11 protein-coding genes are annotated in these 13,935 nt (G+C 64.9%); 9 read left to right on the top strand and 2 right to left on the bottom strand.

The window, feature by feature from the left end; translation table 11 throughout:
- The first annotated feature begins 129 nt into the window (after positions 1 to 129).
- The 3 genes from acnD to prpD all read left to right on the top strand — a co-directional run bounded on the left by acnD (position 130) and on the right by prpD (position 5,614).
- Positions 130 to 2,739: a Fe/S-dependent 2-methylisocitrate dehydratase AcnD gene (gene acnD, locus DNK34_RS01275; protein WP_131174146.1), complete on the top strand. Its 2,610-nt coding sequence runs from the start codon at positions 130 to 132 to the stop codon at positions 2,737 to 2,739.
- A gap of 114 nt (positions 2,740 to 2,853) precedes the next feature.
- Positions 2,854 to 4,044 (top strand): 2-methylaconitate cis-trans isomerase PrpF, encoded by a 1,191-nt coding sequence (prpF, locus tag DNK34_RS01270; RefSeq protein ID WP_131174147.1) that lies wholly within the window; start codon positions 2,854 to 2,856, stop codon positions 4,042 to 4,044.
- Between the two features lie 85 nt (positions 4,045 to 4,129).
- The gene (gene prpD / locus DNK34_RS01265; RefSeq protein WP_131174148.1) at positions 4,130 to 5,614 is read left to right on the top strand and encodes a 2-methylcitrate dehydratase; all 1,485 of its coding nucleotides are present in this window, start codon (positions 4,130 to 4,132) and stop codon (positions 5,612 to 5,614) included.
- 246 nt (positions 5,615 to 5,860) lie between these two features.
- Here prpD and DNK34_RS01260 read toward each other — a convergent pair whose 3' ends face one another.
- Positions 5,861 to 6,541 carry a LysE family translocator gene (locus tag DNK34_RS01260; protein WP_131174149.1) on the bottom strand — a complete coding sequence of 227 codons (681 nt, stop codon included), beginning with the start codon at positions 6,539 to 6,541 and terminating at the stop codon, positions 5,861 to 5,863.
- Between the two features lie 24 nt (positions 6,542 to 6,565).
- On the bottom strand, positions 6,566 to 7,384 hold the full coding sequence (gene ppsR / locus DNK34_RS01255) for a posphoenolpyruvate synthetase regulatory kinase/phosphorylase PpsR (protein ID WP_131174264.1): 819 nt from the start codon (positions 7,382 to 7,384) through the stop codon (positions 6,566 to 6,568).
- A 177-nt stretch (positions 7,385 to 7,561) separates the two neighbouring features.
- On the opposite strand from ppsR, the gene ppsA reads away from it, so the two are divergent.
- From ppsA to DNK34_RS01225, 6 genes are all read left to right on the top strand, one after another.
- Positions 7,562 to 9,937, top strand: coding sequence for a phosphoenolpyruvate synthase (gene ppsA, locus DNK34_RS01250; protein WP_131174150.1), 2,376 nt, complete (start codon positions 7,562 to 7,564; stop codon positions 9,935 to 9,937).
- 120 nt (positions 9,938 to 10,057) lie between these two features.
- The gene (locus DNK34_RS01245; protein WP_131174151.1) at positions 10,058 to 11,059 is read left to right on the top strand and encodes an alpha/beta fold hydrolase; all 1,002 of its coding nucleotides are present in this window, start codon (positions 10,058 to 10,060) and stop codon (positions 11,057 to 11,059) included.
- 153 nt (positions 11,060 to 11,212) lie between these two features.
- Complete coding sequence (gene rraA / locus DNK34_RS01240) at positions 11,213 to 11,701, top strand: ribonuclease E activity regulator RraA (RefSeq protein ID WP_131174152.1); 489 nt, start codon at positions 11,213 to 11,215, stop codon at positions 11,699 to 11,701.
- A 30-nt stretch (positions 11,702 to 11,731) separates the two neighbouring features.
- Positions 11,732 to 12,727, top strand: a complete 996-nt coding sequence (locus DNK34_RS01235; RefSeq protein WP_131174153.1) for a zinc transporter ZntB — start codon at positions 11,732 to 11,734, stop codon at positions 12,725 to 12,727.
- A gap of 56 nt (positions 12,728 to 12,783) precedes the next feature.
- A complete protein-coding gene (locus DNK34_RS01230; protein WP_131174154.1) occupies positions 12,784 to 13,029 on the top strand; it encodes a CrfX protein in 246 nt (81 codons plus the stop codon).
- 1 nt (position 13,030) lies between these two features.
- A complete protein-coding gene (locus DNK34_RS01225; RefSeq protein ID WP_131174155.1) occupies positions 13,031 to 13,855 on the top strand; it encodes a mechanosensitive ion channel family protein in 825 nt (274 codons plus the stop codon).
- The last annotated feature ends 80 nt before the right edge of the window (positions 13,856 to 13,935 follow it).

The following is a 13,935-nucleotide window of genomic DNA, read 5'->3' as shown; positions in this document are numbered from 1 at the left end:
GGGCTTGTCCGCGATTGCGCCGGATCCGATGAGCGAACATCGCGGGCAAGGCTGGTGGGCGCCCCCGCAATTCCTGCAAAGGGCAGCGAAAGCTGCCTACCGAATACCGTGAGCGAGCCTGAACATAATATGAACAATCTATTCCGTAAGCCGTTACCCGGCACCTCGCTGGACTTCTTCGACAGCCGCGCCGCGGTCGATGCCATCCAGCCCGGCGCCTACGCCACGTTGCCCTATACCTCGCGGGTGCTGGCGGAAAACCTGGTGCGTCGCTGCGATCCCGCCACGCTCAGCGCCTCGCTGACGCAACTGATCGAGCGCCGCCGCGACCTGGATTTCCCCTGGTACCCGGCACGGGTGGTGTGCCACGACATCCTCGGCCAGACCGCTCTGGTCGACCTGGCCGGCCTGCGCGATGCCATCGCCGCCAAGGGCGGCGATCCGGCCCAGGTCAACCCGGTGGTGCCGACCCAGTTGATCGTCGACCATTCCCTGGCCGTGGAATGCGGCGGTTACGATCCCGATGCCTTCGCCAAGAACCGCGCCATCGAGGATCGCCGCAACGAGGATCGCTTCCACTTCATCGAATGGACGAAGAAGGCGTTCAAGAACGTCGACGTGATCCCGCCGGGCAACGGCATCATGCACCAGATCAACCTGGAGAAGATGTCGCCGGTGGTGCAGGTGCAGCAGGGCGTGGCCTTTCCCGACACCTGCGTCGGCACCGACAGCCACACCCCGCATGTCGATGCCCTGGGGGTGATCGCCATCGGTGTCGGTGGCCTGGAGGCGGAGAGCGTGATGCTTGGCCGTGCCTCGTGGATGCGCCTGCCCGACATCATCGGCGTCGAGCTGACCGGCCGGCCGCAGCCGGGTATCACCGCCACCGACGTGGTGTTGGCGCTCACCGAATACCTGCGCCAGGCCAGGGTGGTCGGCGCCTATCTGGAATTCTTCGGCGAAGGGGCGGCGGCGCTGACCCTGGGCGACCGCGCGACCATCTCCAACATGACCCCGGAGTTCGGCGCCACGGCGGCGATGTTCGCCATCGACCAGCAAACCATCGACTACCTCAGGCTGACCGGCCGTGACGACGAGCAGGTGCGCCTGGTGGAAACCTATGCCAGGGCCACCGGCTTGTGGGCGGACGACCTGGCCGGCGCCGAGTACGAGCGGCTGCTGAGCTTCGACCTGTCCAGCGTGGTGCGCAACATGGCCGGCCCGTCCAACCCGCACAAGCGTCTGCCGACCTCGGCGCTGGCCGAACGCGGCATCGCCGGTGCCTGGCAAGAGGTGCCCGGGCAGATGCCCGACGGCGCGGTGATCATCGCCGCCATCACCAGTTGCACCAACACCAGCAACCCGCGCAACGTGATCGCCGCCGGGCTGCTGGCGAAAAAGGCCAATCAACTGGGCCTGCTGCGCAAACCCTGGGTCAAGTCGTCCCTGGCGCCGGGTTCACGGGCCGTGCAGCTATATCTGGAGGCCGCCGGCCTGCTGCCTGAACTGGAAAAGCTCGGTTTCGGCATCGTCGCCTTCGCCTGCACCACCTGCAACGGCATGAGTGGTGCACTGGATCCGGCGATCCAGCAGGAAATCATCGAGCGCGACCTGTATACCACCGCCGTGCTGTCGGGCAACCGCAACTTCGACGGGCGCATCCACCCCTACGCCAGGCAGGCGTTCCTGGCCTCGCCGCCACTGGTGATCGCCTACGCCATCGCCGGCACCATCCGCTTCGACATCGAGAAGGACGTGCTCGGCGTGGTCGACGGGCGGGAAATCCGCCTCAAGGACATCTGGCCGGCGGACGAGGACATCGACGCCGTGGTGGCGTCCAGCGTCAAACCGGAACAGTTCCACAAGGTCTACTTCCCGATGTTCGCCGTGCAGCCGGACAATGGCGAGCGTATCAGCCCGCTGTATGACTGGCGGCCGATGAGCACCTACATCCGGCGTCCGCCTTACTGGGAGGGTGCCCTGGCTGGCGAGCGCACGCTCAAGGGCATGCGCCCGCTGGCGGTGCTGCCGGACAACATCACCACCGACCACCTGTCGCCGTCCAACGCCATCCTCGCCGACAGCGCCGCTGGCGAATACCTGGCGAAAATGGGCTTGCCGGAAGAGGACTTCAATTCCTACGCCACCCACCGTGGCGATCACCTGACCGCCCAGCGCGCCACCTTCGCCAACCCGCAACTGGTCAACGAAATGGCCGTGGTCGATGGCCAGGTGCGCAAAGGCTCGCTGACCCGGTTGGAACCGGAGGGGCAGGTGGTGCGGATGTGGGAGGGCATCGAGACCTACATGCAGCGCAAGCAGCCGCTGATCATCGTCGCCGGCGCCGACTACGGTCAGGGCTCGTCCCGTGACTGGGCGGCCAAGGGCGTGCGTCTGGCCGGTGTCGAGGTGATTGCCGCGGAAGGTTTCGAGCGCATCCATCGCACCAACCTGATCGGCATGGGCGTGCTGCCGCTGGAGTTCAAGCCGGGCACCACGCGCCTGACCCTGGGCATCGACGGCAGTGAAACCTTCGACGTGGTCGGCGCCCGCACGCCGCGGGCGGACCTGACCCTGGTTATCCATCGGCGCGATGGCGAGACCCTGGAGATCCCCATGACCTGCCGGCTGGACACCGCCGAGGAGGTGTCGATCTACGAGGCCGGTGGTGTGCTGCAACGTTTCGCCCAGGACTTCCTGGAGGCCGGCACCGATGGCTCGGCCCGGGCGGCCGGCTAGCCAGGCGTCGCCGCCACAGGTTGCCGGTGGAGGATCTCGATCCGCCTGGCTTTAACTTGCCGCTTGTGGCTTGCAGCTTGCGGCTATGGCAACTGCTCACTCAGGACAGCACGTATGGTTCATGCACCCCAGATCAGAATTCCCGCCACCTACATGCGTGGCGGTACCAGCAAGGGCGTGTTCTTCCGTCTCGACGATCTGCCCGAGCGCTGCCAGGTGCCTGGCGTCGCCCGCGATGCATTGCTGCTGCGGGTGATCGGCAGCCCCGACCCCTATGGCAAGCAGATCGACGGCATGGGCGGCGCCACCTCCAGTACCAGCAAGGCGGTGATCCTGTCGCGCAGCAGCCGGCCCGGGCACGATGTCGACTACCTGTTCGGCCAGGTTTCCATCGACAAGGCCTTCGTCGACTGGAGCGGCAACTGCGGCAACCTGTCCGCCGCCGTGGGTGCCTTCGCCATCCAGGCCGGGCTGGTCGATGCCGGGCGTATCCCCCGCGACGGCATCTGCACGGTGCGGATCTGGCAGGCCAATATCGGCAAGCGCATCGTCGCCCATGTACCGATCAGTGCCGGCGCCGTCCAGGAGACCGGTGATTTCGAGCTCGATGGCGTGACCTTTGCCTCCGCTGAGGTGCAACTGGAATTTCTCGACCCGGCCGATGCGCAGGAAGGCGAGGGTGGGGCCATGTTCCCCACCGGCAATCTGGTCGATGAGCTGGCGGTGCCCGGCGTCGGCACCTTCAAGGCCACCCTGATCAACGCCGGCATCGCCACTATCTTCGTCAACGCCGACGACCTCGGTTACAGCGGCACCGAGCTGCAGGACGCCATCAACGGCGATCCCGAGGCGCTGGCCCGGTTCGAGGCGATCCGCGCCCATGGCGCCTTGCGCATGGGCTTGATCAAGACGCTCGACGAGGCGCAGAGCCGCCAGCACACGCCCAAGGTGGCCTTCGTCGCGTCGCCAAAGCCTTACCTGTCGTCCAGCGGCAAGCCGGTGGAGGCCGAGAACATCGATCTGTTGGTGCGGGCGCTGTCCATGGGCAAGTTGCACCACGCCATGATGGGCACCGCGGCGGTGGCCATCGGCACGGCTGCGGCCATTCCCGGCACCCTGGTCAATCTGGCGGCGGGTGGCGGTGAGCGCAGCGCGGTGCGTTTCGGTCACCCCTCGGGCACCCTGCGGGTTGGCGCCGAAGCCCGTCGCGGCGGCGGGCAATGGACGGTGACCAAGGCCATCATGAGCCGCAGTGCACGGGTGCTGATGGAAGGCTGGGTGAGGGTGCCCGCCGACTCCTTCTGATTTCGATAACGACGCCCCTCCCAGTGGAGAGCGGGCGCATCACCGGTTCGCCTGGCAACAGACCCTACGTAAAAGGAACGATTTCATGAGTAGCAATACCGACCGTAACGAGCGACCGGACTACGACAGCGTGCTGCAGCAGGTCGCCGACTACGTGCTGACCTACCGGGTCGAGTCCCCCGAGGCGCTGGACACGGCGCGCAACTGCCTGATGGACACCCTGGGCTGCGGCCTGCTGGCGCTGCGCTTCCCCGAATGCACCAAGCACCTGGGGCCGATCGTCGAAGGCACCCTGGTGCCCCATGGCGCCCGGGTGCCGGGCACCAGCTACCGACTCGATCCGGTCAAGGCCGCCTGGGACATCGGCTGCATCATCCGCTGGCTGGACTACAACGACTGCTGGCTGGCCGCCGAATGGGGCCATCCCTCGGACAACCTCGGCGGCATTCTTGCCGTGGCCGATCACCTGTCGCAGCTGCGGGTTTCCCGTGGCGAAGCGCCGCTGCTGATGCGCGAGGTGCTCGAGGCGATGATCATGGCCCACGAAATCCAGGGCGTGTTCGCGCTGGAAAACGCCTTCAACCGCGTCGGTCTCGACCATGTGATCCTGGTCAAGGTCGCCTCCACGGCAGTCTGCGCCAAGCTCATGGGCGCCAGCCGCGAACAGTTGCTGTCGGCGCTGTCCCACGCCTTCGTCGATGGCCAGGCGCTGCGCACCTATCGCCATGCGCCGAACGCCGGTTCGCGCAAGTCCTGGGCCGCCGGTGACGCCACCAGCCGGGCGGTGCGCCTGGCCGATATCGCCCTGCGTGACGAGATGGGCATCCCCGGTGTCCTGTCGGCGCCGCAGTGGGGCTTCTACGACGTGGCCTTCAGTCATACCAACAAGGATCTGGCGAGCAAGCCCGAGGACAAGCGTGTTTTCAGCTTTTCCCAGGGCTTCGGCAGCTACGTGATGGAAAACGTGCTGTTCAAGATCAGCTTCCCGGCCGAGTTCCATGCACAGACGGCGGTGGAGGCGGCGGTGATCCTGCATCCGCAGATCCGCGAGCGCCTGGATGACATCGCGCGCATCGAGATCAGCACCCACGAGTCGGCGATCCGCATCATTTCCAAGTCCGGGCCCATGGCCAATTCGGCGGATCGCGACCACTGCCTGCAGTACATGATCGCCGTGCCGCTGCTGACCGGTGGCCTGGTCGCCGAGCATTACGAGGATGGCTTCCACGCCGCCCATCCGCAGATCGATCGCCTGCGCGAGAAGATGGAAGTGGTCGAGGACCCCCGTTATTCGCGCGAGTACCTGGAGGCGGACAAGCGTTCCATCGCCAATGCCATTCAGGTGTTCTTCAAGGACGGCAGCGCGACCGAGAAGGTCGAGGTCGAGTACCCCGTGGGCCACCGCCGGCGCCGCGCCGAAGGCATCCCGCTGCTGGAGGACAAGTTCAAGGCCAACCTGGCCACGCGCTTCACCGCGTCGCGCAGCGCCCGCATCTTCGCATTGTGCAAGGACGCCCAGGCGCTGGAGGGCACTGCGGTACATCGCTTCATGGACCTGTTCGTGCTCTGACGTCGCGTGCCGGAGCAACTCAGTGTTGAGTCGCCCCTAGGGTCTGTTGACGTTTCACGCACGGCCGCGCCGGAGCCCGTTTTGCCGCGAGGCAAGGCACGAGCCGCGAAGTTTAGCGGGCTAAATGAGCCGGCGAGAAACGCCGCATCGCGGCAAAACGGGCCCGGCCCTGCGGGTTGCGCGGGAAATCTCGCCATGCGTTGTTGGAGGACTTGGCAAGGGAACACCATTCCCGGCGTCCTCCGCCTAGCCTGGCGAGATTTCTCGCGGCAACGCGGCTCGCGCTGAACCGTCAACAGACCCTAGCAGCAAACCGCCGGCGCCCATGAAGAAGGCGCCGGTGGTGCGGTTCAGGCGTCGTGCGCCACGGCGGGTGCGGATGAAGCGGCGGATCTGCCGGCCGAACAGGGCGTAGACCAGTGAGGCGGCATATTCCGCCAGCAGGTAGGTGGCGCCCAGGTAGACGAACTGCTCGATGGCCGGCTGGCCCGGCTTGATGAACTGCGGGAATACCGCGGCGAACAGCAGGATCGCCTTGGGATTGCTGATGCCGATCAGAAACTCCTGCAGCATCAGCCGGCTCAGTTGCCGTTGCGGCTGCAACGGCGGCACTGCCGCGTTGTCCAGATCAAGGCCGTTGAACTCGCGGCTGCGCCAGGCGTTGATGCCCAGGTACAGGAGGTAGAGCGCGCCGACCCACTTGATCGCGGTGAAGGCCGTTTCCGACGCCAGCAGCATGGCGCCCAGGCCGATGGCGGAAATGCTCAGGAAGATGGCGAAGGCCAGGGCACGCCCGCTGGTGGCCAGCACGGCCGCGCCGATGCCATGACGGATGCCGTTGTTCATCGCGCAGAAGTTGTTCGGCCCCGGGGTCAGGGCGATCAGCATGGCGACTGGGGCAAACAGCACGGCATCGATCAGGGTCATGGCGGGTGTCCGGAAAAGGGAGGGTTACTTGAAACGGCGTTCGACGCCTTTCTCCACCAGAATCTTGGCGGAAATCTCTTCCACCGAGAAGTGCGTGGAGTCGATGTAATTGATCGACTCGCGGCGGAACAGGTTTTCCACCTCGCGCACTTCGAATTCGCACTGCGCATAGCTGGCGTAGCGGCTGTTGGGCTTGCGTTCGTTGCGGATGGCGGTGAGACGGTCCGGGTCGATGGTCAGGCCGAACAGCTTGTCGCGGTACTTTTTCAGCGAGTCGGACAGCTGCAGCCGCTCCATGTCGTCTTCGGTAAGGGGGTAGTTGGCGGCTCGGATGCCATACTGCATGGCCATGTACAGGCAAGTGGGCGTTTTGCCGCAACGCGATACACCGATCAAAATCAGATCTGCCTTGTCGTAGTAATGCGTGCGCGCTCCATCGTCGTTGTCGAGGGCGAAGTTGACCGCCTCGATGCGCTCCATGTAGTTGGCGTTGTGGGCGATGGAGTGGGACTTGCCCACCGAGTAGGAGGAATGCGAGTTGAGCTCCTGTTCCAGCGGTGAGAGGAAGGTCGAGAAGATGTCGATCATGAAGCCGCGGGACTCGGCCAGGATGTCATGGATCTCCTGGTTGACGATGGTGGCGAAGATGATCGGGTTGGCGCCGTCTTTTTCGGCGGCATTGTTGATTTGTTGTACCATTGCGCGCGCTTTTTCCACGCTGTCGACATAGGGCCGCGTGAGTTTGCTGAAACCGATGGTTTCGAATTGCGCCAGCAGGCTTTGCCCCAGGGTTTCTGCGGTGATGCCGGTGCCGTCCGAGATGAAGTACGCGGTTCGTTTCATTGCGCCAATGGCCTTAAGCTGGGAGCGAATCTTGGCTATGATAGGCCAGTTTCGGCTGGCCCGAATGGGCTGGCATTGTGACTTATTTTCCAGGGCCAGGCCATCGTCGCGGGGCTTACAGCCAGCGGCATCGCCAGCCCCATTGAGCTTTTCCAACACTGAAGTGGAGAGATCACCTTGGCAGAGTACGTAGTTTCCCTCGATAAGCTCGGCAACCACGATGTCGAGCACGTAGGGGGCAAGAACGCCTCCCTTGGCGAGATGATCAGCAACCTGGCGGGTGCCGGCGTGTCGGTCCCCGGCGGTTTCGCCACTACCGCTCAGGCCTATCGCGACTTTCTCGAGCAGAGCGGCCTCAATGCGCAGATCCACGCGGCGCTGGATGCCCTGGATGTCGACGACGTCAACGCCCTGGCCAAGACCGGCGCGCAGATCCGCCAGTGGGTGATGGAGGCCCAGTTCCCGGCCGAGCTCGATGCGCAGATCCGCACGGCGTTCGCCGCCATGGCCGGCGGCAACGACAATATAGCCGTGGCCGTGCGCTCCTCGGCCACCGCCGAAGACCTGCCGGACGCCTCGTTCGCCGGCCAGCAGGAGACCTTCCTCAATATCCGCGGCGTGGACAACGTGATCCGCGCGGCCAAGGAAGTCTTCGCCTCGCTGTTCAACGACCGCGCCATCGCCTACCGCGTGCACCAGGGCTTCGACCACAAGCTGGTCGCCCTGTCCGCCGGCGTGCAGCGCATGGTGCGTTCGGAAACCGGCACCGCCGGGGTGATGTTCACCCTGGACACCGAATCGGGCTTCCGCGACGTGGTGTTCATCACCGGCGCCTACGGCCTCGGCGAGACCGTGGTGCAGGGCGCGGTCAACCCTGACGAATTCTACGTGCACAAGCACACCCTCGAGGCCGGCCGTCCGGCGATCCTGCGCCGCAACCTGGGCAGCAAGGCGATCAAGATGATCTACGGCGACGAAGCCAAGGCCGGCAAGTCGGTCAAGGTGGTCGACGTCGAGCGTGCCGACCGCGCCCGTTTCTGCCTCAGCGACGCCGAAGTCAGCGAACTGGCCAAGCAGGCCATGATCATCGAGAAGCACTACGGCCGGCCGATGGACATCGAGTGGGCCAAGGACGGCGACGACGGCAAGCTGTACATCGTCCAGGCACGTCCGGAGACGGTGAAAAGCCGCGCCAACGCCACGGTCATGGAACGCTACCTGCTCAAGGAAACCGGCACCGTGCTGGTGGAAGGCCGCGCCATCGGCCAGAAGATCGGCGCCGGCAAGGTGCGGGTGATCAACGACGTCTCGGAGATGGACAAGGTTCAGCCCGGCGACATACTGGTCTCCGACATGACCGATCCGGACTGGGAGCCGGTGATGAAGCGCGCCAGCGCCATCGTCACCAACCGTGGCGGGCGCACCTGCCACGCGGCGATCATCGCCCGCGAGCTGGGCATCCCCGCAGTGGTCGGCTGCGGCAACGCGACCCATGTGCTGCGTGACGGCCAGGGCGTGACCGTATCCTGCGCCGAGGGCGATACCGGCTTCATCTTCGAAGGCGAGCTGGGCTTCGACATTCGCAAGAACTCGGTCGACGCCATGCCCGAACTGCCGTTCAAGATCATGATGAACGTCGGCAACCCGGATCGCGCCTTCGATTTCGCCCAGTTGCCCAATGCCGGCGTGGGCCTGGCGCGCCTGGAGTTCATCATCAACCGCATGATCGGCGTGCACCCCAAGGCGCTGCTGAACATGGCCGGCCTGCCGCCGGAAATCCAGGAGAGCGTGGCGAAACGCATCGCCGGTTACGACGACCCGGTGGGCTTCTATGTCGAGAAGCTGGTCGAGGGCGTCAGCACCCTGGCCGCGGCGTTCTGGCCGAAGAAGGTCATCGTGCGCCTGTCCGACTTCAAGTCCAACGAATACGCCAACCTGATCGGCGGCAAGCTGTACGAGCCGGAAGAAGAAAACCCGATGCTGGGTTTCCGTGGCGCCTCGCGTTACATCAGCGAGTCCTTCCGCGACTGCTTCGAGCTCGAATGCCGCGCCTTGAAGAAAGTGCGCAACGAGATGGGCCTGACCAACGTCGAGATCATGGTGCCGTTCGTGCGTACCCTGGGCGAAGCCAAGCAGGTGGTCGATCTGCTCGCCGAAAACGGCCTGGTGCGCGGCCAGGACGGCCTCAAGGTCATCATGATGTGCGAGCTGCCCTCCAACGCCATCCTGGCCGACGAGTTCCTCGAGTTCTTCGACGGCTTCTCCATCGGCTCCAACGACCTGACCCAGCTGACCCTGGGCCTGGATCGCGATTCCGGTATCGTCGCCCACCTGTTCGACGAGCGTAATCCAGCGGTCAAGAAGCTGCTGGCCAACGCCATCGCCGCGTGCAACAAGGCCGGCAAGTACATCGGTATCTGCGGTCAGGGGCCTTCCGACCACCCGGATCTGGCCAAGTGGCTGATGGAGCAGGGCATCGAGAGCGTTTCCCTGAACCCGGATTCGGTGCTGGAGACCTGGTTCTTCCTGGCGGAGGGCCAGCAGCAGGCCTGAACACAGGATCGCGATCCACTGCGCGTCGCCGCGAGAGCGTGAGCACGCGCCAGGAACAGCGATATTCGAATGATGACCCGAGGGCAGGTTCTACCTGCCCTTTTTCATGCCAGAGCGAAGATGCAAAGCAGCAGCGAGTTGTTTCCCGTCGCCTTGATCAGCGCAGAACTGCGTGGCGACCTGAGTGAAGATGTCTACCGCCTGAAACCGAACAACAGCCCCGACCCCAGCGTCGAACTGGCGCTGACCCGGCTCGGTATCGCCGGACCGGAAGCGGTTCGCGGCGAACCGGTGATTCTGCTGCACGGCAGTTTTTCCAACCGGCGTTTCTGGTATTCACCCACATGCATCGGCCTGGGGCCTTTTCTCGCCCGGGCCGGATTCGATGTGTGGATCGCGGAAATGCGCGGCCATGGCCTGTCGCCCCGCAACCAGGCTTACCGCAGCAATTGCGTGGCCGACTATGCACGTTACGACCTGCCGGCCATCGCCGCCTTCGTGCATGAGCAGAATCCGCAGAAGGCCCACTGGATCGGCCATTCCCTGGGCGCAATCACCCTGGCCGCCGCCCTTGGGGGCGCCTACCTGGAACAGGCCCGGATGGCCAGTGTCGCCCTGTTCGGCGCCCAGGTGAGCCGTGTCCATTGGCCGCTGAAGATCCCGCCGCTCGCGTGGGGCGCGCGCCTGCTGCTCAGGCGTTTTTCCGTGCTGTCCGGGGCGCGGCTCAAGCGCGGCCCGGAAGACGAGCCCATTGGCATCGCCCTGGAAAGCCTGCGCTGGCATCGGCTGTTCGGGCGTTTCGCCGATGCCGAGCGCGACTGGTGGTCGGGGCTGCGCGAGGTTCGCCTGCCGCTGCTGGCGGTGACCGCCGATGGCGATCGACAGGACCCGCCCTGGGCCTGCCGGGCCCTGTTCGAGCAGTTCGCCGGCGCGAGCGGGGCGTTCGTCAGCCTCGGCCGCGCCCAGGGCTTCGCCCACGACTACGACCATGTGGGTATGCTGGTCAGCAAAGGGGCGCAGATCGAGGTGTGGCCACTGGTGTTGCGCTGGTTGAATCAGGCGCAATCGGCTTCCCTGGCGTCGCCGCCAGAGCAGGCGCAAGGCATTCCTGTCGCGCCCTGATGCGGCTAAGATGTGACGCCATGACGGTTTCCGGTCATTTTCCTGGCCGTTGTCCGCTGTGGCGTGCCGTCGCATGCGCGCAAGCGCTGCGGCACGAGCGCCTGCCACTGTCTATGCTGCTGGTTTCGATCACCTTCCAACAGGAGCTTCGCCATGCATTACATCACGCCCGATCTGTGTGACGCCTATCCCGAGCAGGTAACGGTCGTCGAGCCGATGTTCAGCAATTTCGGCGGTCGCGATTCCTTCGGCGGCGAGATCGTCACGGTCAAATGCTTCGAGGACAATTCCCTGGTCAAGTCCCAGGCCGATCAGCCCGGCACGGGCAAGGTGCTGGTGGTCGATGGTGGCGCGTCACTGCGCTGCGCGCTGCTCGGCGACATGATCGCCGAGAAGGCGGCGAAGAATGGCTGGGAAGGCATGGTGATCTATGGCTGCGTGCGCGACGTCGACGTGCTGGCGCAGACCGATCTCGGCGTCCAGGCCCTGGCCAGTCATCCGATGAAGACCGAAAAGCGCGGTCTCGGCGATCTCAACGTGACGGTCACCTTCGCTGGCGTCACGTTCCGCCCCGGCGAGTACGTCTATGCCGACAACAACGGCATCATCGTTTCGCCCAGCGCCTTGCGCATGCCGCAATAGAACGGGATCCCAATGTCGTCAGGGGATTGGATGTACGAGGAAGAAAATGCGCAGTGGGGGCTGGTGCACGCCCTCGTGCTGGACGGAAAGGGTGGGGCGCGGCCGATTGCCCGCGAGCAACTGGGTGAACTGCACCTGAGTGAGGAGCAAAGCCTCTGGTTGCACTGGGACCGCAGCCATCCGCAGACGCAGAGCTGGTTGCGCCGCGAAAGCGGGCTGAGCGAGTTCGCCTGCGATCTGCTGCTGGAGGAGAATACCCGGCCGCGGGCCCTGGCCCTGGCCAATGACCAACTGCTGCTGTTCCTGCGCGGGGTCAACCTGAACCCGGGGGCCGAGCCCGAAGACATGGTCTCCGTGCGCATTTTCGCCGAGGCGCGGCGGGTCATTTCCCTGCGCCTGCGTCCGCTGCGGGCGACCGACGACCTGATCGAGCAGCTACAGGCTGGCAAGGGGCCGAAAAGCGCCTCCGAACTGGTACTGCAACTGGCCGATTACCTGACGGACAAGGTCGAGGATCTGGTCGCCGGGCTGGCCGAACGGGTCGATACGCAGGAGGAAAGGGTCGATGCCGACGAGCGCGCCTTGCCCGATCACGGGCTGCTGCTGCAGATCCGTCGCCGGGCCGCCGGGCTGCGCCGCTTCCTGTCGCCCCAGCGCGACATCTATGCCCAGCTCACCCGCAGCCAGCTGCCCTGGCTGGTGGTCGAGGACAGTGTCTACTGGAACGAGCTGAACAACAGGCTGCTGCGCTATCTGGAAGAGCTGGAGCTGACCCGCGAACGTATCGGCCTGCTGCTGGAAACGGAAAACCGGCGCATGGATCTGCGCATGAATCACATCATGTTCCGTTTCGGCATCATCACCTGCATCTTCCTGCCGATGAGTTTCATCACCGGCCTGCTGGGGATCAATGTCGGCGGTATCCCTGGCGCCGACAGCCCCTACGGCTTCCTCATCGCCTGCTCGCTGATGCTGCTGATCGCCGTCGGGCAATGGCTGCTGTTCCGCCGCTTGCGCTGGGTCTGATGTGACTTGGGCGATGCTGGTCTCGTCTAGCCGAGACGTCCTGTGAGGTCTCTGCCATGCACGATCCATTTGAAGAATCCTTGCGTGATCTGCTGAAAAGCCCGTCGTCGTCCCGTGACGATGACGCCTGCCTGCACCGCGTCCTGAAGACCGCCAACCGCCAGGTCGGGGCCGGTGATCTGTTCGGTTTGATGGGGCATTGGGCAGGAGCCCTGATGCTCGCCCTCAACAGTGGCTCGCCGCATGTGACGCCGGTGTCGCGTCGCCACTCCTCCGCTCGTTCTTCTGATAAGGCTGACTGAAATGGAACTCGACCCCTGGACGCATAGCCTGGTTGCCGCGATGACGGCGCTGTGGACGAAAGTCGCCGGTTTCATCCCCAACCTGTTCGTGGCGCTGGTGCTGGTGCTGCTCGGTTTCGTCGTGGCCAAGCTGCTCGACACCCTGTTGTCGAAGCTGCTCGGCAAGATCGGCCTCGACCGCCTGATGGCCGGTACCGGGCTGACCAAACTGCTCGGGCGTGCCGGTATCCAGGTGCCGGTGTCGGCCCTGATCGGCAAGATCATCTACTGGTTCGTGCTGCTGGTGTTCCTGGTCTCGGCGGCCGAGTCGCTGGGCCTGGAGCGGGTGTCCGCCACGCTGGATGTGCTGGCCCTGTATCTGCCCAAGGTATTCGGCGCCGCTCTGGTGCTGCTGGCCGGCGTGCTGCTGGCGCAGCTGCTCAGTGGCCTGGTGCGTGGCGCCGCCGAAGGCGTGGGGCTGGACTATGCCCATGGTCTGGCGCGGCTGGCCCAGGGGCTGGTGATCATCATCAGCATCTCCGTGGCCATCGGTCAGCTGGAGGTCAAGACCGACCTGCTCAACAACGTCATCGCCATCGTGCTGATTTCCGTTGGCCTGGCGGTCGCCCTGGCGCTGGGGCTGGGCAGTCGCGACCTGGCCAGCCAGATCCTCGCCGGCATCTACGTACGTGAGTTGTACCAGGTCGGTCAGCAGATAGAGGTCGGCGATGTCGCCGGGCAGATCGAAGAGATCGGTACGGTCAAGACCACGCTGCTGACCGCTTCGGGCGACCTGGTTTCCCTGTCCAACCGGGTTCTGCTCGAGCAGCGGGTAAGCAGCCGCTGAGGGGGCATTCCTGCTACCCTATGCGCCCAGCCAGCGACCTGCTCGATCAGGTGCTGGCTGTTTTCGTCCTGACCGTTGGC

The sequence above is a fragment of the Phytopseudomonas dryadis genome (assembly GCF_004327355.1).
GTDB lineage: Bacteria > Pseudomonadota > Gammaproteobacteria > Pseudomonadales > Pseudomonadaceae > Aquipseudomonas > Aquipseudomonas dryadis.
This window is presented reverse-complemented; position numbering and strand designations above follow the sequence as displayed.

Coding starts and splice junctions, on each gene's coding strand:
- ppsR (WP_131174264.1), bottom strand. CDS start 7,384: ATGAAACGAACCGCGTACTTCATCTCGGACGGCACCGGCATCACCGCA.
- prpF (WP_131174147.1), top strand. CDS start 2,854: ATGGTTCATGCACCCCAGATCAGAATTCCCGCCACCTACATGCGTGGC.
- DNK34_RS01225 (WP_131174155.1), top strand. CDS start 13,031: ATGGAACTCGACCCCTGGACGCATAGCCTGGTTGCCGCGATGACGGCG.
- DNK34_RS01230 (WP_131174154.1), top strand. CDS start 12,784: ATGCACGATCCATTTGAAGAATCCTTGCGTGATCTGCTGAAAAGCCCG.
- prpD (WP_131174148.1), top strand. CDS start 4,130: ATGAGTAGCAATACCGACCGTAACGAGCGACCGGACTACGACAGCGTG.
- DNK34_RS01235 (WP_131174153.1), top strand. CDS start 11,732: ATGTACGAGGAAGAAAATGCGCAGTGGGGGCTGGTGCACGCCCTCGTG.
- DNK34_RS01245 (WP_131174151.1), top strand. CDS start 10,058: ATGCAAAGCAGCAGCGAGTTGTTTCCCGTCGCCTTGATCAGCGCAGAA.
- DNK34_RS01260 (WP_131174149.1), bottom strand. CDS start 6,541: ATGACCCTGATCGATGCCGTGCTGTTTGCCCCAGTCGCCATGCTGATC.
- rraA (WP_131174152.1), top strand. CDS start 11,213: ATGCATTACATCACGCCCGATCTGTGTGACGCCTATCCCGAGCAGGTA.
- acnD (WP_131174146.1), top strand. CDS start 130: ATGAACAATCTATTCCGTAAGCCGTTACCCGGCACCTCGCTGGACTTC.